At 71.7% G+C, this 19,145-nt stretch carries 16 protein-coding genes and 1 pseudogene; 4 read left to right on the top strand and 13 right to left on the bottom strand.

The genetic code is table 11. The features are described from left to right. Positions 1-83: 83 nt before the first annotated feature. The 3 genes and pseudogenes from EMA09_RS22445 to thyX all read right to left on the bottom strand — a co-directional run bounded on the left by EMA09_RS22445 (position 84) and on the right by thyX (position 3,726). Entirely contained in the window at positions 84-1,769 is a 1,686-nt protein-coding gene (locus EMA09_RS22445) for a ribonuclease J (RefSeq protein WP_129842787.1), read from the bottom strand. Positions 1,770-1,950: 181 nt separating this feature from the next. Continuing rightward, positions 1,951-2,798: pseudogene (gene dapA, locus EMA09_RS22440) on the bottom strand (4-hydroxy-tetrahydrodipicolinate synthase). A 235-nt stretch (positions 2,799-3,033) separates the two neighbouring features. Then, on the bottom strand, positions 3,034-3,726 hold the full coding sequence (thyX, locus tag EMA09_RS22435) for an FAD-dependent thymidylate synthase (protein WP_240796710.1): 693 nt from the start codon (positions 3,724-3,726) through the stop codon (positions 3,034-3,036). A 198-nt stretch (positions 3,727-3,924) separates the two neighbouring features. Between thyX and EMA09_RS22430 the strand changes: the two genes are divergently transcribed. Then, positions 3,925-4,149, top strand: a complete 225-nt coding sequence (locus EMA09_RS22430; protein ID WP_129842785.1) for a hypothetical protein — start codon at positions 3,925-3,927, stop codon at positions 4,147-4,149. A 68-nt stretch (positions 4,150-4,217) separates the two neighbouring features. After that, a complete protein-coding gene (locus EMA09_RS22425) occupies positions 4,218-4,763 on the top strand; it encodes a hypothetical protein (protein WP_129842784.1) in 546 nt (181 codons plus the stop codon). Here EMA09_RS22425 and EMA09_RS22420 read toward each other — a convergent pair. The 6 genes from EMA09_RS22420 to eccD all read right to left on the bottom strand — a co-directional run bounded on the left by EMA09_RS22420 (position 4,732) and on the right by eccD (position 11,860). Further along, on the bottom strand, positions 4,732-5,235 hold the full coding sequence (locus EMA09_RS22420) for a hypothetical protein (RefSeq protein ID WP_129842783.1): 504 nt from the start codon (positions 5,233-5,235) through the stop codon (positions 4,732-4,734). The two genes, EMA09_RS22425 and EMA09_RS22420, sit on opposite strands and share 32 nt — an antisense overlap. A 2-nt stretch (positions 5,236-5,237) precedes the next feature. Continuing rightward, a complete protein-coding gene (gene dapB, locus EMA09_RS22415) occupies positions 5,238-5,993 on the bottom strand; it encodes a 4-hydroxy-tetrahydrodipicolinate reductase (RefSeq protein WP_129842782.1) in 756 nt (251 codons plus the stop codon). Between the two features lie 26 nt (positions 5,994-6,019). Next, the gene (locus EMA09_RS22410; RefSeq protein ID WP_129842781.1) at positions 6,020-7,393 is read right to left on the bottom strand and encodes a pitrilysin family protein; all 1,374 of its coding nucleotides are present in this window, start codon (positions 7,391-7,393) and stop codon (positions 6,020-6,022) included. Beyond that, positions 7,390-9,618 carry a polyribonucleotide nucleotidyltransferase gene (locus tag EMA09_RS22405; RefSeq protein ID WP_129842780.1) on the bottom strand — a complete coding sequence of 743 codons (2,229 nt, stop codon included), beginning with the start codon at positions 9,616-9,618 and terminating at the stop codon, positions 7,390-7,392. The genes EMA09_RS22410 and EMA09_RS22405 overlap by 4 nt, the downstream gene beginning before the upstream one ends. A gap of 323 nt (positions 9,619-9,941) precedes the next feature. Continuing rightward, positions 9,942-10,232 carry a 30S ribosomal protein S15 gene (gene rpsO / locus EMA09_RS22400; RefSeq protein WP_129842779.1) on the bottom strand — a complete coding sequence of 97 codons (291 nt, stop codon included), beginning with the start codon at positions 10,230-10,232 and terminating at the stop codon, positions 9,942-9,944. A 194-nt stretch (positions 10,233-10,426) separates the two neighbouring features. Beyond that, positions 10,427-11,860 (bottom strand): type VII secretion integral membrane protein EccD, encoded by a 1,434-nt coding sequence (gene eccD / locus EMA09_RS22395; protein ID WP_129842778.1) that lies wholly within the window; start codon positions 11,858-11,860, stop codon positions 10,427-10,429. Between the two features lie 150 nt (positions 11,861-12,010). Between eccD and eccCa the strand changes: the two genes are divergently transcribed. Further along, complete coding sequence (eccCa, locus tag EMA09_RS22390) at positions 12,011-15,973, top strand: type VII secretion protein EccCa (protein WP_129842777.1); 3,963 nt, start codon at positions 12,011-12,013, stop codon at positions 15,971-15,973. Positions 15,974-16,055: 82 nt separating this feature from the next. On the opposite strand, the gene EMA09_RS22385 is transcribed toward eccCa, so the two are convergent. The 3 genes from EMA09_RS22385 to EMA09_RS22375 all read right to left on the bottom strand — a co-directional run bounded on the left by EMA09_RS22385 (position 16,056) and on the right by EMA09_RS22375 (position 17,358). Continuing rightward, positions 16,056-16,355 (bottom strand): WXG100 family type VII secretion target, encoded by a 300-nt coding sequence (locus tag EMA09_RS22385; protein ID WP_129842776.1) that lies wholly within the window; start codon positions 16,353-16,355, stop codon positions 16,056-16,058. A 50-nt stretch (positions 16,356-16,405) separates the two neighbouring features. After that, positions 16,406-16,762, bottom strand: coding sequence for a hypothetical protein (locus tag EMA09_RS22380; RefSeq protein WP_129842775.1), 357 nt, complete (start codon positions 16,760-16,762; stop codon positions 16,406-16,408). Positions 16,763-16,947: 185 nt separating this feature from the next. Beyond that, complete coding sequence (locus tag EMA09_RS22375) at positions 16,948-17,358, bottom strand: hypothetical protein (protein WP_129842774.1); 411 nt, start codon at positions 17,356-17,358, stop codon at positions 16,948-16,950. A 218-nt stretch (positions 17,359-17,576) separates the two neighbouring features. Between EMA09_RS22375 and EMA09_RS22370 the strand changes: the two genes are divergently transcribed. Next, positions 17,577-17,852, top strand: a complete 276-nt coding sequence (locus tag EMA09_RS22370) for a hypothetical protein (RefSeq protein WP_129842773.1) — start codon at positions 17,577-17,579, stop codon at positions 17,850-17,852. Positions 17,853-17,856: 4 nt separating this feature from the next. On the opposite strand, the gene EMA09_RS22365 is transcribed toward EMA09_RS22370, so the two are convergent. Then, entirely contained in the window at positions 17,857-19,113 is a 1,257-nt protein-coding gene (locus EMA09_RS22365) for a S8 family serine peptidase (RefSeq protein ID WP_129842772.1), read from the bottom strand. Between the last annotated feature and the right edge of the window lie 32 nt (positions 19,114-19,145).

Below are 19,145 nucleotides of genomic sequence, written 5' to 3'. Positions count from 1 at the left end.
CGGCGATGACGTAAACGTACTGGAGCGGGGCGCCAGGATGCAAATCCTGGCGCCCCGCTCGCCGATGGGGAGGTGACCGGGCCTCAGACGTCCACGACGACAGGCATGATCATGGGCCGCCTGCGGTACGTGTCGGAGACCCACTTGCCCACCGTGCGCCGCACCAACTGCTGGAGCTGGTGCGGGTCGGAGACGCCGTCCTGGGCCGAACGGGCCAGCGTCTCCTCGATCTTGGGGACGACCGCCGCGAAGTCCGAGTCCTCGATGCCCGAGCCGCGCGAGTGGATGCTCGGTCCGCTCACGACCTTCCCGGTGCTGCTGTCCACCACGACGATCACCGAGATGAAGCCCTCGTCGCCGAGGATGCGCCGGTCCTTCAGGCTCGACTCGGTGATGTCGCCCACGGACAGCCCGTCCACGTAGACGTAGCCGGCCTGGACCTTGCCGGAGATCTTCGCCTTGCCGTCCTTCAGGTCGACGACGATGCCGTCCTCGGCGATGACGATCCGCTCGGCCGGGATGCCGGTCATGGCGCCCAGTTCGGCGTTGGCCCGCAGGTGCCGCCATTCGCCGTGCACGGGCATCAGGTTCCTGGGCCGACAGATGTTGTAGAAGTACAGCAGCTCGCCCGCCGACGCGTGGCCCGAGACATGGACCTTCGCGTTCCCCTTGTGCACCACGTTGGCGCCCCAGCGGGTCAGGCCGTTGATCACGCGGTAGACGGCGTTCTCGTTGCCCGGGATGAGGGACGAGGCCAGGATGACCGTGTCACCCTCCACGATGCGGATCTGATGGTCGCGGTTGGCCATCCTGGACAGGGCCGCCATCGGCTCGCCCTGCGACCCGGTGCAGACGAGCACCACCTCGTGGTCCGCCAGGTCGTCCAGTGCCTTCACGTCCACGACCAGGCCCGCGGGGACCCGCAGGTAGCCGAGGTCACGGGCGATGCCCATGTTGCGCACCATGGAACGGCCGACGAACGCGATACGGCGACCGTGCTCGTGCGCCGCGTCCACGATCTGCTGGATGCGGTGCACGTGGCTCGCGAAGCTGGCGACGATGATCCGCTTCTCCGCCCGCGCGAAGACCTGGCGCAGCACGCCGGAGATCTCGCGCTCCGGCGCGACGAAGCCGGGGACCTCCGCGTTCGTCGAGTCGACGAGGAGCAGGTCGATGCCCTCCTCGCCGAGCCGCGCGAATGCCCGCAGGTCCGTGAGGCGGCCGTCGAGCGGCAGCTGGTCCATCTTGAAGTCGCCGGTGTGGACCGCCATGCCGGCGGGAGTGCGGATCGCCACGGCGAGCGCGTCGGGGATCGAGTGGTTGACGGCGACGAACTCGCAGTCGAACGGTCCGATCCGCTCGCGGTGCCCCTCCTTCACCTCCAGGGTGTAGGGGCGGATGCGGTGCTCCTGGAGCTTGGCCTCGAGGAGGGCGAGGGTCAGCTTGGAACCGATGAGCGGGATGTCCGGCTTCTGGCGGAGCAGGAACGGTACGCCCCCGATGTGGTCCTCGTGCCCGTGGGTGAGGACGATGCCGTCGATGTCGTCGAGGCGATCGCTGATGGAGCTGAAGTCCGGCAGGATCAGGTCGATGCCCGGCTGCTCCTCCTCGGGGAACAGCACGCCGCAGTCGACGATGAGCAGCCGTCCGCCGTACTCGAAGACGGTCATGTTGCGGCCGATTTCACCGAGCCCACCGAGCGGGGTGACCCGGAGGCCGCCCTCGGGGATCCTCGGCGGGCGGCCGAGTTCTGGGTGCGGATGACTCAAGAGACTCTCCTGACCACGCGCGCCACCTGCTCCTGAGCGGGCATGGGGCGCGCGTGACTGTATGCACTGGTCGGTATTCAGTTATCGCCCCGGGCGGCGGAGCCGCCGTGGTCGGGGCAACGCTTCGCTTCCGTTGCGGAACCGCTCCTGTCCGGGTGTGTCCGCGGCGGTTCCGGTTCTGTCAGATCTGTACCCCGCCGGCGGTGAGATCCCGCTTGAGCTGCTCCGTCTCCTCGGCGGTGAGGCCGACCAGGGGCAGGCGCAGCGGGCCGCCCGGCAGTCCCTGCAGGTCGAGTGCCGCCTTGGTGGTGATCACGCCCTGGGTGCGGAACATGCCGGTGAAGACGGGGAGGAGCTTCTGGTGGATCTCCGTGGCCTTGGCGACGTCGCCGCTCGTGTGGGCGTCGACCAGGGCGCGCAGCTCCGGCGTGACCACGTGGCTCACGACCGAGACGAAGCCGACCGCGCCCACGGACAGGAGCGGAAGGTTCAGCATGTCGTCGCCGGAGTACCAGGCGAGCCCGGTCGTGGCGATGGCCCAGCTCGCGCGGCCGAGGTCGCCCTTGGCGTCCTTGTTGGCGACGATCCTGGGGTGGGCCGCCAGCCTGACCATGGTCTCCGTCGCGATCGGGACGCCGCTGCGGCCCGGGATGTCGTACAGCATGACGGGGAGGCCGGTGGCGTCGGCGATGGCGGTGAAGTGCTGGTAGAGCCCCTCCTGGGGGGCTTGTTGTAGTACGGGGTGACCGTGAGGAGGCCGTGGGCTCCGGCCCGCTCCGCCGCTCGGGCGAGCTCCAGGCTGTGCCGGGTGTCGTTGGTGCCGACTCCGGCGACGACGTGGGCGCGCTCGCCGACCGCTTCGACCACGGCGCGCACGAGGAGGCTTTTCTCCTCGTCGCTGGTGGTGGGTGACTCGCCGGTGGTGCCGTTGAGGATGAGGCCGTCGTTGCCGGCGTCCACCAGGTGGGCGGCGAGGCGCTGGGCGCCGTCGAGATCGAGGGAGCCGTCCGCCGTGAATGGCGTGACCATGGCGGTCAGGACCCGCCCGAAGGGGGTCTGCGGTGTGGAGGTCGGAGCCATAGGTTCCACGCTACTCGCAGCTCAGCGTGTCGGGGGCCATCGGGGCGTGCATCGTAGCGAACCCGGCACCGCCTGCTCGGGGGTTCAGGCAGCGCCGGGTCCGTTCATTCACCCTAGATGAACTTCACGAAATGTCGCAATACGTGACACTTCAATCGGGTTTTCCGAGGGGCACACCGGAGTCTCAGGGGGCCATTCGGCCGTTCGCGTTGAAGGCGGCGTGGGTCAGGGGCATCAGCTCGGCCCAGGCGCGCTCCATGCCCTCGGCGACCATCTCGATCTCGCGCTGCGGGAAGGAGGGGACGGTCGCGCGCTCGTCGCGCGTGCGCAGGCCGATGAAGTGCATGAGCGAGCGGGCGTTGCACGTGGCGTACATGGACGAGTACAGGCCGACGGGGAGGGCCGCCCTCGCGACCTCCCGGGCGATGCCGGCGGCGAGCATCTCCTGGTAGGCGGCGTACGCCTGCCGGTAGGTGTCCTCCAGGACCTTGCCCGCGACGGCGTGCTGCTCGGGGGTGCCGGGGACGAAGGCGTACTTGCCGGGCCGCCCCTCCTGGACGAGGTGCCGGTCGCCGGCGGGGACGTAGAAGACGGGGTCGAGCTGCCGGTAGCGGCCGCTCTCCTCGTTGTACGACCAGCCGACGCGGTGGCGGTGGAACTCGCGGAAGACGAAAATCGGCGCGCTGATCAGGAAGGTCATCGAGTTGTGCTCGAACGGGCTGCCGTGCCGGTCGCGCATGAGGTAGTTGATCAGGCCCTTGGAGCGCTCGGGGTCCTTGCCGATCTCCTCGAGGGACTGCTCCCCGGCCGTGGAGACACGCGCGGCCCACAGCACGTCGGTGTCGGAGGCGCTGTGCTTGACCAATTCGACGGTCATGTCACTGCGGAAGCGGGGGGTGTCGGTCACCTGCGGGTCCTTCCCGGGAAGTCGGCTGCCGGAGCGGTACCCACCCTAGAGGCCGGGTCCGACAGGGCGGCCCCCCGGCCGTGCGACGCAAATCGGACTCTCCCCATCGAGTCGGATTCATCACTTGATAGGTTTGTATTGACCTCATAGTGCAGGGGGAGCGGGATCATGACACGGCGCGACGACACGGCATCCGACCGGTACGACGACTTCACCGACGACGTCCTGCCGCCGCGCCGCCCGCGCCCGGGTCCGGGGCGGATACTCGGCGGCGTCCTGCTCGGCCTCGTCATCACCGCGGCTCTCGCCGGAGCCCTGCTGCTCGGCCGGCCCGCCCTCCAGAACGACCAGCAGCAGTCGCCCGGGGCACCGGAGGCGGCCCAGAACGGCTGACGCGGTAGCCTCACCGATCACAGCACCGCCATCCGGTGATCCGACGGTGATATGAACGAGGACCCGCCTTGCCCCTGCATTTCCTCACTGCCGAACGAGCCCCCGACGCCGGCACGCCGGACGTACCGCTCGTGAACTCCGGGCAGGACCACTGGCGCCGCCCGTACCGCCTCGGCCCCTGGCGAGTCGCCATCGCGGCCATGACGCTCCTGATAGCCGCCTACATGCTGATATCCGCGCTGATCATCGGCCTGGCCGGCTCCCCCGACGGCGCCCTCACGACCGTCGCGTGCGCGGTCGTCGTCATCGCGTTCGCGCTGCGCCTCCTCCGCGTCGGCATCTGGGTGAGCCCGCGGGGGCTGCGCCGCGTCGGCCTGGTCTCCACCCGCACCCTGCGGTGGCGGGAGATCGACGGCGTCCGCACCGTGCAGCAGCCCGTGCAGTGGCTCGGGCTGCCCCGCAGCGTGCAGGGTCAGGCCCTGGAGATCTCCGTACGCAAGCGCGAGCCGCTGCGGACCCTGCTCACCGACCACAGCGCGGACTTCCTCGGCCGCCGCGGGTCCTTCGACCGCGCCGCCGACGTCATCGAGGCGTGGGCCGCCGAGCACCACTGAGACGGCGGTCCCCCGGCGGCGTCGACGCGTCCGCGCGGCCGGCGCGCAGGGCGATCGCGTGCTGCATCGCCCTGCGCGCCCGCGGCGTGTCGCGCGCGTCACGGTAGGCGATCGCGAGCCGGAACCAGCAGCGCCAGTCCCCCGGCGCCGCCTCCGTCTCGGCCCGCCGCCGCTCGAAGACCGCGTCGGCCGCGGCACGGTCGGGACGGCCGCTCGGCGTGCGCGGCAGCTCGTCCTCCGGCAGCCCGCCCTCCGCCTCCAGCTCCCTGGCGAGACGCCCCGCCGCCAGCACGAACCGCGTGGTGCGCCACAGGAACCACGCACCGATCAGCGGCAGCGCCAGAACCGCGAGGCCCAGCGGCACGGTCACCCAGGTGCCCTCCGCGAGCAGCAGCACACCGCGCTGCCCGGCCAGCAGGAAGTAGCCGACCAGCGCGGCGGACAGCACGACATGGAGGATGCGCTCCCGCACGGTCAGCCGTCCAGCCCCATGAAGTGCTCCAGGCCCACGGTGAGGCCGGGAGCACCGCCGATGCGGCGGATGCCCAGCAGTACCCCCGGCATGAACGAGCCGCGGTGCATCGAGTCGTGGCGCAGGGTGAACGTCTCCCCCTCGTCGCCGAACAGCACCTCCTGGTGGGCCACCAGGCCGCGGAGCCGCACCGCGTGCACCGGGACTCCGCCCACGTCGGCACCCCGCGCGCCGTCCAGCGCGGACGTGGTGGCGTCGGGCTGCGCGGGCAGGCCCGCGGCCGCGCGGGCCTCGGCGATCAGCTCGGCCGTGCGGACGGCCGTGCCGCTCGGGGCGTCCGCCTTCTGCGGGTGGTGCAGCTCGACGATCTCGACCGACTCGAAGAACCGGGCGGCCTGCTGCGCGAACCGCATCGTGAGGACCGCGCCGATGCCGAAGTTCGGCGCGATGAGGACGCCCGTCCCCGGCGACTCCGCGAGGCGGGCGCGCAGGGCCGTCAGACGGTCCTCGGTCCAGCCGGTGGTGCCGACCACGGCGTGGATGCCGTGCCCGACGCAGAAGTCGACGTTCGCCGGGGCGGCGTCCGGACGGGTCAGCTCCACGGCGATCTCGGCACCGGCGTCCACCAGCGTCTGGAGCGGGTCGCCCCGGCGGAGCGCGGCGACCAGCTCCATGTCGTCGGCGGACTCGACCGCGCGCACGGCCTCCGAGCCCATCCGTCCCGCCGCGCCGATCACGGCCACGCGCAGCTTGCTCATCGTGTCACTCGTTCTTTCCTCGAAGGTCAGGCGACGGCGTCCGCGAGGCGGGCGGCCTGGCGGTCCTTCACCGGGCCGATCACCGACAGGGACGGCCGCTGTCCCAGGACATCACGGGCCACCTCGCGCACGTCGTCCGGGGTGACGGCGGCGAACCGCGCCAGCATGTCGTCGACCGGGAGCTGGTTGCCCCAGCACAGCTCGCTCTTGCCGAGACGGTGCATGATCGAGCCGGTGTCCTCCAGGCCGAGCACCGTGGACCCGGCGAGCTGGCCGATGGCACGGCGGGTCTCGTCGTCCCCGAGCCCCTTCTCGGCGACCTCGGTGAGCTGCTCGCGGCAGACCGCGAGGACGTCGCCGAGACGGTCGGGGCGGCAGCCGGCGTAGACACCGAACAGGCCGCAGTCGGCGTAGCCCGAGGTGTGGGCGTACACGTTGTACGCGAGCCCGCGCTTCTCCCTGACCTCCTGGAAGAGGCGCGAACTCATGCCGCCGCCGAGCGCCGTCGACAGGACGGCGAGCGCCCAGCGCCGGTCGTCGTGGCGGGAGACACCGGGCATGCCGAGGATGAAGTGGGCCTGCTCGGTGCGGCGGTTGTCCACGTCGACACGGCCCGCCGCACGGACCGTACGGCTGCCCGAACGGGGTCCCGCGGGCTGTGCGGACGGGTCGGCGCCCGGGAGCGCGCCGGCCGCCTCGAACGCGGCGGCCACCTGCGCGGTCAGGGCGTCGTGATCGACATGGCCGGCGGCCGTGACGACGAGGCGGGTCGGGTCGTAGTGGCGCCGGTAGAAGCGGGCGATCCGGTCGCGGGTCAGCGCGTTGACCGTGTCGACGGTGCCGAGGACGGGACGGCCGAGCGGCGTGTCGCCGAAGAGGGTGCGCGCGAACAGATCGTGGACGCCGTCGCCCGGGTCGTCCTCGGTCATCGCGATCTCCTCGAGGATCACGTCGCGCTCCGCGTCCACCTCCTCGGGCGCGATCACCGAGCCGGTCAGCATGTCGCAGACGATGTCGACGGCCAGCGGCAGGTCCGTGTCGAGGACCCGCGCGTAGTAGCAGGTGAACTCCTTCGTGGTGAAGGCGTTCATCTCGCCGCCGACGGCGTCGATCGCGGCGGAGATGTCGAGGGCGCTGCGCCGGCGCGTGCCCTTGAAGAGGAGGTGTTCGAGGTAATGGGTGGCACCGCCGAGGGCCGGGGTCTCGTCCCGCGACCCGACGCGCGCCCAGATGCCGAACGTGGCGGACCGTACGCCGGGCACGGCCTCGGTGACGACGCGCAGCCCGCCGGGCAGCACGGTCCTGCGGACGGTGGTGGTGTCCGCGGGGCGCGGACGGGGCACGGCCCGCCCCGCCGTGGCGGCGGGGCGGGCCGTGGCCTTCGCTGACGAACGCGTCACTGGTCGGCGCCGTCCTCACCGGCCGGGGCGTCGGCGGCGGGCGCCTCCTCCTCGATGACCGGGATGAGGGACAGCTTGCCGCGCTGGTCGATCTCGGCGATCTCGACCTGGACCTTCTGGCCCACGGACACGACGTCGTCGACGTTCTCCACGCGCTTGCCGCCGGCGAGCTTGCGGATCTGCGAGATGTGCAGCAGACCGTCCTTGCCGGGGAGGAGGGAGACGAACGCGCCGAACGTCGTCGTCTTCACGACCGTGCCGAGGTAGCGCTCGCCGACCTCGGGCATCGTCGGGTTCGCGATGCCGTTGATCGTGGTGCGGGCGGCCTCCGCGGAGTGGCCGTCGGCGGCACCGATGTAGATGGTGCCGTCGTCCTCGATGGTGATGTCGGCGCCGGTGTCCTCCTGGATCTGGTTGATCATCTTGCCCTTCGGGCCGATGACCTCGCCGATCTTGTCCACCGGGATCTTGACGGTGATGATGCGCGGCGCGTTCGGCGACATCTCGTCCGGGACGTCGATGGCCTCGCTCATCACGTCGAGGATGTGCAGCCGGGCGTCGCGCGCCTGCTTCAGCGCGGCGGCGAGGACCGAGGCGGGGATGCCGTCGAGCTTCGTGTCGAGCTGGAGGGCGGTCACGAACTGGCGGGTGCCGGCGACCTTGAAGTCCATGTCGCCGTACGCGTCCTCCGCGCCGAGGATGTCGGTGAGGGTGACGTAGTGCGTCTCGCCGTCGATCTCCTGGGAGATCAGGCCCATCGCGATGCCGGCGACCGGCGCCTTCAGCGGCACGCCCGCGTTCAGCAGGGACATGGTGGACGCGCACACGGAGCCCATGGACGTCGAGCCGTTGGAGCCGAGCGCCTCGGACACCTGGCGGATCGCGTACGGGAACTCCTCGCGCGTCGGCAGCACGGGGACCAGCGCCCGCTCGGCGAGCGCGCCGTGGCCGATCTCGCGGCGCTTCGGGGAACCGACGCGGCCCGTCTCACCGGTGGAGTAGGGCGGGAAGTTGTAGTTGTGCATGTAGCGCTTGCGCGTCACCGGCGAGAGGGTGTCGAGCTGCTGCTCCATGCGCAGCATGTTGAGCGTGGTGACACCGAGGATCTGGGTCTCGCCGCGCTCGAACAGGGCGGAGCCGTGCACCCGCGGGATCGCCTCGACCTCGGCGGCGAGCGTACGGATGTCGGTGACGCCGCGGCCGTCGATGCGGACCTTGTCGCGGATGACGCGCTCGCGCACGAGCTGCTTGGTGAGGGACCGGTACGCGGCGGAGATCTCCTTCTCCCGGCCCTCGAACTGCGGGAGCAGCTTCTCGGCGGCGACCGTCTTGACGCGGTCGAGCTCGGCCTCGCGCTCCTGCTTGCCGGCGACGGACAGGGCCTGCGCCAGCTCGTCGCGGACGGCGGCGGACAGGGCCTCCAGGACGTCGTCCTGGTAGTCGAGGAAGATCGGGAACTCGCCGGTCGGCTTCGCGGCCTTGGCCGCGAGGTCGGCCTGCGCCCGGCACAGGACCTTGATGAACGGCTTCGCGGCCTCCAGGCCGGCCGCCACGACCTCCTCGGTCGGCGCGGTCGCGCCGCCCTTGACCAGCTCGATGGTCCGCTCGGTCGCCTCCGCCTCGACCATCATGATCGCGACGTCGCCGTCCGGCAGGACACGGCCGGCGACGACCATGTCGAAGACGGCCTCCTCCAGCTCCGTGTGCGTCGGGAAGGCCACCCACTGGCCGCGGATCAGGGCCACGCGGGTGCCGCCGATCGGGCCGGAGAACGGCAGGCCGGCGAGCTGCGTGGAGCAGGAAGCGGCGTTGATGGCGACCACGTCGTAGAGGTGGTCGGGGTTGAGCGCCATGACCGTCTCGACGATCTGGATCTCGTTGCGCAGGCCCTTGCGGAAGGACGGGCGCAGCGGGCGGTCGATCAGGCGGCAGGTGAGGATGGCGTCCTCGGACGGGCGGCCCTCACGGCGGAAGAAGGAGCCGGGGATCTTGCCGGCCGCGTACATCCGCTCCTCGACGTCGACCGTGAGGGGGAAGAAGTCGAGCTGGTCCTTGGGGTGCTTCGACGCGGTCGTGGCCGACAGCACCATGGTGTCGTCGTCCAGGTAGGCGACCGCGGAGCCCGCGGCCTGCTTGGCCAGGCGGCCGGTCTCGAAGCGGATGGTGCGGGTGCCGAAGGCGCCGTTGTCGATGACGGCCTCGGCGTAGTGGGTCTCGTTCTCCACCTTGTGTTGTCTCCTCTTCTGCGCCCCTCCGGGGGCGGGGACGGTGGAGCACCTCCGTACGGGCCGGCCTTCGATCGAAGCTCCCGGGCGCCGCCCGGGGGCCACTACCGAGGACCGGCGGCAGTTCGGCAGGCGCTCCGCCTCCTGCGTCGTCTCGCTGGGTCTTCTGGAACAGTGCGTCGGGTCAAGCGTACAAAGACGCCGGGCGTACGGCCCGGTGTCGGTCCGCCGATGGTGCGGGGGCGGCGCCCGGCCGTGCGTACGCGCCGTTGTACGGCGAAGGGAGCGGCCCCGTCAGTGGTGGCCGCTCCCTCGTGGGCGTACTACCTCGCGCCCGCCGCGCCGCGGCGGATGCCGAGGCGCTCGACCAGGGCGCGGAAGCGCTGGATGTCCTTGCGGGCCAGGTACTGCAGCAGGCGGCGGCGCTGGCCGACGAGGAGCAGCAGGCCCCGGCGCGAGTGGTGGTCGTGCTTGTGGGTCTTCAGGTGCTCGGTGAGGTCCGTGATGCGGCGGGTCAGCAGAGCGACCTGGACCTCGGGGGAGCCGGTGTCGCCCTCCTGGGTGGCGAACTCGGCGATGATCTGCTTCTTCGTGGCGGCGTCGAGCGACGACACACGTACTCCTCGGGTTGTCCGATCGGGCCACCGAGTGCCCTCGCCTGATGCGCGGGGGAGCTTCCTGAACTCGGGAGGCGGGGTCCGCTGAGCGCTTCCTCCAGGCGATGCCGGGGGCGCGTACGCAAACGGCCAGTGAGCACGGTACAACAGATCGCCGCCCGGGGCACATCCGGGCAGGCCGGAGGGCCGCTTCAGGCACTGGTCAGGCCCCGGGCCCCGGCGTAGACGTCGAGCACGGCCAGGCACAGGGGGATCAGCGACAGGAGGACGGCGCCCTCGGTGATGTCGAGGATCCGGCCCCAGAACGGTGTGAGGCCCACGCGCGGGACGATCAGCGCGACGGCGACGATCATACCGACGGCGGCGGTGAGCGCCACGGCGAGCCACAGGGTGCGCAGCGCGGGGTCGCCCGTGGCGGCGGGGTCGGTCGCGTAGCCGACGACGAGGAGCGCGAGGGTGACGAGCCCGCCGCACAGGAGGACGGTGACCTGCACCGCGTAGCGGAAGAGTCGGGCGCGGGTGAGGAGGGCGAGCCCGGCGGCGAGGGCGAGGAGCCGGCCCCAGCCGTCTCCCGAGAAGCCGAGGACGGCGGAGGCGCCGGTGGCCAGCAGGGCGCAGCCGCCGGTGAGGCCGAGGAGGAGCTGATGGCCGCGGCGGGCCTGGGCGGCGATGCGGGCGGTGTCGAGCGGGTCGGCGCGCTGCGGGGACGCGGCGTGGTCGTCGGGCTCGTAGCCGGGGCGGGGCGCGGTGTAGCCGATGGGGAGGCGGACGATGCTGGCGGTGAGGGCCGGCAGGAACGCGACGGCGCCGAGCGCGACGGGGACGCAGACGGCCGCGGCTGTCTCGGGGCGCGCGTCGGCGACGGTGACGGCGAACGTGGCCAGCGCCGCGGCTCCGGCGCCCGCCGCGGTGGCGGTGAACCAGGCGGACGCCGCCGGCACCACGGCGGCGAGGACGAGGGAGAGGAGGAAGACGGCGAGGAGGCCGAGGAGGAGTTCGAGGCGTCCGACGCCGTGTCCCGGGTCGAGGGGGAGGGCACCGGTGCCTGCGACGAGGGCGTGCGGGAGGGCGGCGAGGCCGAGGGCGACGGCCGCGGCGGTGTCGTCGTAGACCCGGGCGCGGACGGCGGCGAAGGCCGTGAACAGGACGGCCAGGACGGCGGCGGTGAGGCCGGGGAGGCCGTGCATGGCGTGGCGCTCGGGTTCGCCGGTCCACAGGACGGCGGCGGTGAGGGCGCCGAGGATCCCGGCGGCGGCGAGGCCGGCGGCGCGCAGGAGTTGTTCGTTCCAGAGGCGGCGGTCGCGGGTGACGGCCTCGGCGATGGCGTCGGTCACGTCGTCGTGCACGGGGGGCGGCAGCGAGTCGGCGAACGGCCGCATGACGAGGACGTCCCCGTCCAGGACGCGCTGGCCGCCGAGGGTGCGGGCGCTGTCGAGGACGGTGCCGTCGCGGCGGACCAGGTGGTAGCCGACGGGGGCGCCGGGCTCCGGCGCCTCCCCGGTGAGCCGGAGGACCTCGGGGTACAGGTCGGCCAGCGGCACGTCCTCGGGCAGGGCGACGTCGATACGGCTGGTGGGGGCCGCGATGGTGACGCGGCAGAATCCGGCGGCTGCGGTCGTGCTCACGACAGTGTCTCCCCTCCCCGGGCACGGACTGCGGCCGCCACCCTACCCGCTGTGGTGTCAGTGGGTCCCTCTAGGATCGGGCACGCGTCGATCAGCAGGTGGATCGGCCCGGCCGGTGGCGGGCGGGCCGTTGGGCCTCGGGGGGTTCACGTGGGTCAGATCGTGGTGAAGCGCCCGCCGCGGGCGTTGCCGGAGAAGGTGGCGGAGGGGACCGTCACGCTGCTGCCGCCGCCCGAGCTGCCGAAGGGGCAGCAGGAGAGCGTGCTGATGCAGCTCATGCCGATGCTGGGCATGGGCTCGTCGGTCGTCTTCTTCTTCATGCCGAACGCGGCGCCGTTCATGCGGATCATGGGCATGCTGATGATGGTCTCGACGGCGGCCATGCTCGTGGCGACGCTGGTGCGGTTCCGGCGCGGGACGCAGGGACAGATGGCGCAGCTCCGCCGGGACTACCTGCGGTATCTCGCGCGCACCCGGCAGGCGGTGCGGGAGACGGCGGCCGAGCAGCGGGACGCCCAGTTCTTCCTCCACCCGGCGCCGGAGCAGTTGTGGGCGCTGGTGGCCGAGGGCAGTCGTGTGTGGGAGCGGCGGCCCGCCGACGTGGACTTCGGCCAGGTCCGGATCGGGCTCGGCGAGCACCAGCTCGCCACGCCGCTGGTGGCCGCGGAGTCGGCGCCGGCGGACGAGCTGGAGCCGCTGACGGCGGGGGCCGCCCGGCGGTTCGTCGCCACCCACGCGACGGTGCAGGGGCTGCCGATGGCGGTGTCGCTGCGGGCGTTCCACCGGATCGCGCTCGGGGGTGACGAGGAGACCGTCCACGGCACGGCGCGTGCGCTCGTGGCGTCGCTGGTGGCGCTGCACTCCCCGGAGGACGTGACGGTCGCCGTGGTGGCGGCCGGTGACAGGGCCGCGCGCCAGTGGGAGTGGACGAAGTGGCTCCCGCACACGCAGACCGGGGATCAGGACGGTGCCGGTTCGCGGCGGCTGTTCGGGCGCAGCGTGCTGGACGTCGAGGCGGACATGGCGCCGTTGCTGGAGGGGCGGGGGCGGTTCGCGGCCGGCGGGCGGCCGCTGCTGGACCAGCCGCACGTGCTGCTGGTGCTCGAGGGGGCGCGGATCCCTCCGCACTCGGTGTTCGCCGCACCGGAGGGGACGCAGGGCGTCACCATCCTGGAGGTGCTGCCGGGGGCGGAGGCCACGGCGGCGCGTGGCGGGCTCGCGGCGCGGTGCACCCCCGGGCTGCTGCGGCTGGAGTCGCCCGACGGGTCGGTGTTCGAGGGCGAGCCGGACGTACTGCCCGCCGCGTCCGCCGAGGGGTTGGCGCGGCAGCTCGCGCCGTTGCGGCTGAGTGCCGCGGCCGACGAGGAGGAGCCGCTGCTGGCCGATCTGGACTTCGGCGAGCTGCTCGGCCTCGGCGACCCGGCGGCCGTCGACGTCGCGCGGACGTGGCGGCCTCGGTCCGCGGGCGAGCGGCTGCGGGTGCCCATCGGGGTGGACGAGGAGGGCCGGCCGGTGATGCTGGACCTCAAGGAGGCCGCGCAGGAGGGGATGGGGCCGCACGGCCTGTGTGTCGGGGCCACCGGTTCCGGGAAGTCCGAGCTGCTGCGCACGCTCGTCCTCGGGCTGGCGGTGACGCACACCTCCGAGACGCTGAACTTCGTGCTGGCGGACTTCAAGGGCGGCGCGACGTTCACGGGCATGGCGACGCTGCCCCACGTGTCCGCCGTCATCACGAACCTGGCGGACGACCTGACGCTCGTGGACCGCATGGGCGACTCGATCAGGGGGGAGTTGCAGCGGCGCCAGGAGTTGCTGCGCGCCGCGGGGAACTACGCCAATCTCCACGACTACGAGAAGGCGAGGGCGGCCGGCGCCCCGCTGGAGCCGCTGCCGTCCCTGGTGCTCGTGATCGACGAGTTCAGCGAACTGCTGACGGCCAAGCCCGATTTCATCGACATGTTCATCCAGATCGGGCGGATCGGCCGGTCGCTCGGGGTGCATCTGCTGCTGGCGTCGCAGCGGCTGGAGGAGGGGCGGCTGCGCGGGCTCGACACCTACCTGTCGTACCGGATCGGTCTGCGGACGTTCTCGGCGGCGGAGTCGCGCACGGCGATCGGGACGCCCGACGCGTACCACCTGCCGCAGATACCGGGTTCGGGGCTGCTGAAGTTCGGCACCGAGGAGATGCGCCGGTTCAAGGCGGCGTACGTTTCCGGGCCGTACCGGGAGCCGGCCGCCGTGCCGTCCCCGGGCGGGCCGCGGCCCGTGACGCGGCGGCCCGCGCTGTTCACGGCCGCTCCGGTGGCCGTCGCCGCCCCGGCGCGGCCGGACGCCGGCGGACCGCAGGGTGCGGCCGGCGTTCCGGCGGACGACGCGCTGGCGGACACGGTCCTGGACGTGGTGGTCAGGCGTCTGGAGGGGCGCGGCCCGTCGGCGCACCAGGTGTGGCTCCCGCCGCTGGACTCGGCGCCGACGATGGACGAGCTGCTGCCCGGGCTGCGGGCGCTGGACGGCCGGGGGCTGCAGGCGCCCGGGCGCTCGGGCACGCTGTCGGTGCCCCTGGGGCTCGTGGACAAGCCGTTCGAGCAGCGGCGCGACATCCTGTTCCGTGACTTCTCCGGCGCGGGCGGCCACATGCTGATCGTCGGCGGACCGCAGTCCGGCAAGTCGACGCTGCTGCGGACGCTGATCGCGTCGTTCGCGCTGACGCACACGCCGGTGGAGACGCAGTTCTACGGTCTCGACTTCGGTGGCGGCGGGCTGTCGGCGGTGGCGGGGCTGCCGCACGTCGGCGGGATCGCGTCCCGGCTGGACCCGGACCGGGTGCGGCGCACGGTCGCGGAGGTCGCCGGGGTGCTGGCGCGGCGCGAGGAGCTGTTCCGTACCCGGGGCATCGACGGGATGGCGACGTTCCGCCGCATGCGGAACACGGGCGCCCTCCCCGACGAGGCGTGGGGTGATGTCTTCCTCGTGATCGACGGCTGGGCGGCGTTCAAGCAGGAGTACGACATGACGCTGGAGCCGCTCGTGGCCGACATCGCGGCCCGCGGCCTTGGGTACGGCGTCCATCTCGTCCTCACGGCGGCCCGCTACATGGAGCTTCGGTCCGCCCTGAAGGACCAGCTCACGAACCGGCTGGAGCTGCGGCTCGGCGACCGGCTCGACTCGGAGTTCGACCGGAAGGTGGCGGCCGCCGTCCCGGCGGACGTCCCGGGGCGCGGCCAGACGCCGGACAAGCTCCACTGGATCTCGGCCCTGCCACGGCTGGACGGGGTGTCGCGCCCGGCCGACCTCGCGGACGGCACGGCCGCCCTGGTGCGGACCGTCCGGGACTCCTGGCTGGGCGACGGGGCGCCGCTGGTGCGGATGCTGCCGCGCCGGCTGCCCGCGGCGGAACTGCCGAAGGGTTCCGAGCGGCCGGACGAGGGCATCGCGATCGGCATCGGCGAGGCGGATCTGGAGCCGGTGTTCATCGACTTCGACCGGGACCCGTTCCTGTTCGTCCTCGGCGAGAGCGAGTCGGGCAGGACGGCGGCGCTGCGGCTGATCATGCGGAAGCTGGCGGAGCGGTACGGGCCGACGGAGGCGCGGTTCGCGATCACGGACTTCCGGCGTTCGCTCATGGCGGCGGCGCCCGAGGCGTATGTCGCGGGCTACGCCACCTCGGAGGCGAAGCTGACGACGGACATGGTGTCGGTGCGCGCGCTGTTCGAGAAGCGCGCGCCGAAGGACAGCATCACCCTGCAGGAGCTGCGGGCGCGGGACTGGTGGAGCGGGCCGAGGATGTTCGTCATCGTGGACGACCACGATCTGACGCCGGGCGGCGGCAAGAGCCCGTTCGGGCTGCTGGCCGAGCATCTTCCATACGCCAGGGACACCGGCATCTGTTTCGTGGTGGCGCGGAGTTCGGCGGGCGCGTCGCGGGCGTTGTTCGACCCGTTCCTCCAGCGGATGCGGGATCTCGGCGCGCAGGGGCTGCTGCTGTCCGGCGACCCGAAGGAGGGTGACGTCCTGCACGGGAAGCGGTTCCGCGCGCTGCCGCAGGGGCGCGCGCAGTTCGTCTCACGGAAGCAGAGCGGTCTCGTGCAGCTCGGCTGGCTGCCGGAGGACTGACGCGGGGTGGTGCGGGCCCGTCGAGCCCGCACCACCCCGGGGACGCTGCCCTGTCCGTACCGGACGGCCGGGTCGGGTCAGGTCAGGTCAGGTCGTGCAGCATGTTCGCCATGCGGGAGTCGAGGTTCTGGAACCGCTCGCCCGCGAGGGCGACCTGGTTGCCGGTCCGCCCGAGCAGTCCGGCGAGGGCCATGGTGTTCTCGCGGAATGCCTGGATGTTGATGTCGAAGGCGTTCTTCGCGGCACCGTCCCAGCCCGCGGCGACGGCCCGCAGCGCGGCGTCGAGGTCCGCCAGCCGCTCCAGGAGGCGGGTCTCCTCCGCCGAGAGGCCCTCGGAGCCGGCCGCGAGGGCCTGGAAGTTCATCCGGATGTAGTCGGTCATGCGCGTTCCCTCCAGTCACGGCCACGGGCGTCGTGGCCGGCAGTGACGAGTCAGCCGGTGATGCCGGTGTTGAGTTCCTGGTAGGCCGCGGTCACCGTGCGGAGCTGGGAGGCTTCCTCGTCCTCCTGGGCGGTGAAGCCGTCCTTGCTCATCTTCACGAGTCCGTGCAGGTTCACCAGGGAGTTGATCAGGCGGTTGAACACCTCGTCCGCCTGTGCGGCGTTCTCACCGAACTGCACGGCCGAGTCGCCCTGCCACATCGCCCGGGTCTCGCCGCTGCTCGTCGTGACGCCGTGCCGGCTGGCGTCGAGCTGCTCCATGACCTCTTCCATCATGCTCATCAGCGTGTCGATCTCGCCCGCGCTGACGACCAGCCCCTGGCCGGGGGCCACTCCGTCGTCCGCCATGTCGTTCCTCCTCCTGGATGGTGTGATGTGCCGCCGCCCGCGCCGCCCGTGGGGCGCCTCGCGGAGGCGGTGCTGCTGTGGGAGGAACGTGCTTCCGGCCGGGCCGGCGGGCGACCGCGACCGTCCGTGGAGCGCCTGCCGGCGCTGTCCCCCCTCCGTACTGCCCCCTCCCCCGGTGGCTTCGCCTACGCCTTCATGTCGCGCCCGCCACCGCCGCCGCCACCGCCGTTGTCGGCCGGGGCCGTGAGAGGCGGATGGGTGGCGTAGTACTCCTCCCAGCCGGCCATGATGTCCCGGATGCGCGCGGATTCGTCGGCGTCGAGCGTCGCGAAGGCGTCCCCGGAGAGCCGGGTGGCGATGCTCAGGATCTCGATCGCCTCCTGCTGCATGCGGATGTGATCCCCGAGCCGGACGCGCATGGCCTCGTACCGCTGGATGAAGTCGCGCTGCGACTGGAGCGAACCGTGCCCGCTCGTGCCCGTGCTGAGGCCCTCCACCTCGTCACTGGTGACGCGCGCGTCCCGCAGCGCCGTGAGCTGTTCGGTCACCCAGCCACTGAAGTCGTTCAGGGAATCGGTACCGACCTCGAAAGGCATTCCCGACTCTCTTGTCATCCCACCCCTCCTCCACAGCTCGTGCCCCTCCCGTCACCGTGGGCCACTCATGCTACGCCGTGGTGTTCCCACCCGGGCAGGAGGGTCACCCCCTTCACGACCGGGGACAACGATAGGCAGCGTGGTGTCCGCCCACATCCTTCAACGTGACCAACTGCACTACGCATACGCGCCGGACACCGAACGCTTATGCTGCTGCCGTGACTTCGACACAGCAGGGACTCACCCCCCGCCAGGCACGACGGTTGCGGATGGGTATCGCGGCGGTGGCGATGGTCGCCATGGCCGTCGTGCTCGTCATCCAGCTCGGCGACGGGTCGTCCCTGCAGTCCATAGGCCTGTACGGGGCGGCGTTCGTGCTCTCCGGGGCCGTGATCGAGATGAGCCGCCGCGGCCGGACGCGCCTGGGGATGGCCGTGCTGGTGGCCGGGTTCGTGGTCCTGCTGGGCACCGACTGGTGGCTCCGGGGCTTCTGAGGGCTCACCGGTACCGTCCGCCGCCGAACGCGCCGGAGGCCCGTCCACGGCGCCTCATGACCACTGCGGCGACGATTCCGGCGGCGAGCACGGCCGCGGCCAGCCCGAAGAACAGCGCTCCCCCACCACCCTCGTCCCCGTCGTCGGCCTGCTCCGCGAGCAGTTCGTCCTCACCGGCGGCAGCCTCGTCCCCGTTCTCCTCCTGGGCGGGCTCGGGGGCCGTCGGTTCAGGGGTGACGGGCGGGTCGAGACGGCGCTCGAAAGTGGAGAACAACGGACTCGTGTCCGGATCCCCCGGATCACCCTCACCATCCAGAATCACCCGATCAGGACGCACCACACCGAACCCGATCTCCTGATCCCGCATCGCACCCTCAGGACCATCAGCCGTCTCCATCAACACCCGCAACACCTGATTCTTCGTCCACTCAGGATGCGCAGACCACACCAACGCAGCAGCACCCGACGCCAACGCCGTAGCACTACTCGTCCCGCCCTCCGAATCCAGACACAGAGGGGAATGGATATCGGGACAACGTGACGGAACATCGTTGCCGGGAGCCGCAAGGGCGACCTGCGGACCAAAAGTGGAATAGTCCGCACGCACACCGTCACGGTCCACCGCCGCCACACCCACCACACCATCACGGTCCGCCGGAAAGCTGGATTCATTCCCTTCCAGTGCATCATTACCAGTGCCCGCAAAGATCAAGACGTCGTTACGAGCTGCCTCGGCGATAGCATTCGTCACCTGCCCCGCGTCTGCACCAATCTCACTCCACCCCATGGAGATATTGATAATGCGTGCGCCCTTCGAGACGGCATACTCGATCGCTTCAGCCATCCTGGCCTCATCGTCGAAATGCCATTCCCCATGAGCCGTCATCATGCGGATCGGCAGGATCTCCGCTCCGGGCGCCAGTCCTCGAACCCCACCCCCGGCGCCTGTGCCTGCGATCAGCGAGGCCATGTCCGTGCCATGGCCCATCACATCGACATGCGCGCCATCCGATGTGATGAGGTCGATGCCTTCGAGGACTTGGCCTTCCAACTCCGGGACGGAGTCATCGACACCGCTGTCGATGACCGCCACCGTGACACCCTCGCCCTGCGCCTGTTCCCATACTTCATCGAGCCGATAGAGGTCCGCGTACCACGGATCAGTGGGGCTTTCCGCACGTGCCTCCGGAAGCACGGTCCCCTGCAACAACATCGCACCGGCGGCCAACAGCACCACGCGCGCGCCAAGACGTGACTTCACTTGGACGTGTCCCTCTCCGACTCCGACGACTC

Source organism: Streptomyces sp. RFCAC02, from assembly GCF_004193175.1.
Lineage (GTDB): Bacteria > Actinomycetota > Actinomycetes > Streptomycetales > Streptomycetaceae > Streptomyces.
Note: the sequence above shows the minus strand (reverse complement) of the source record. Positions and strands in the feature narration are given on the sequence as shown.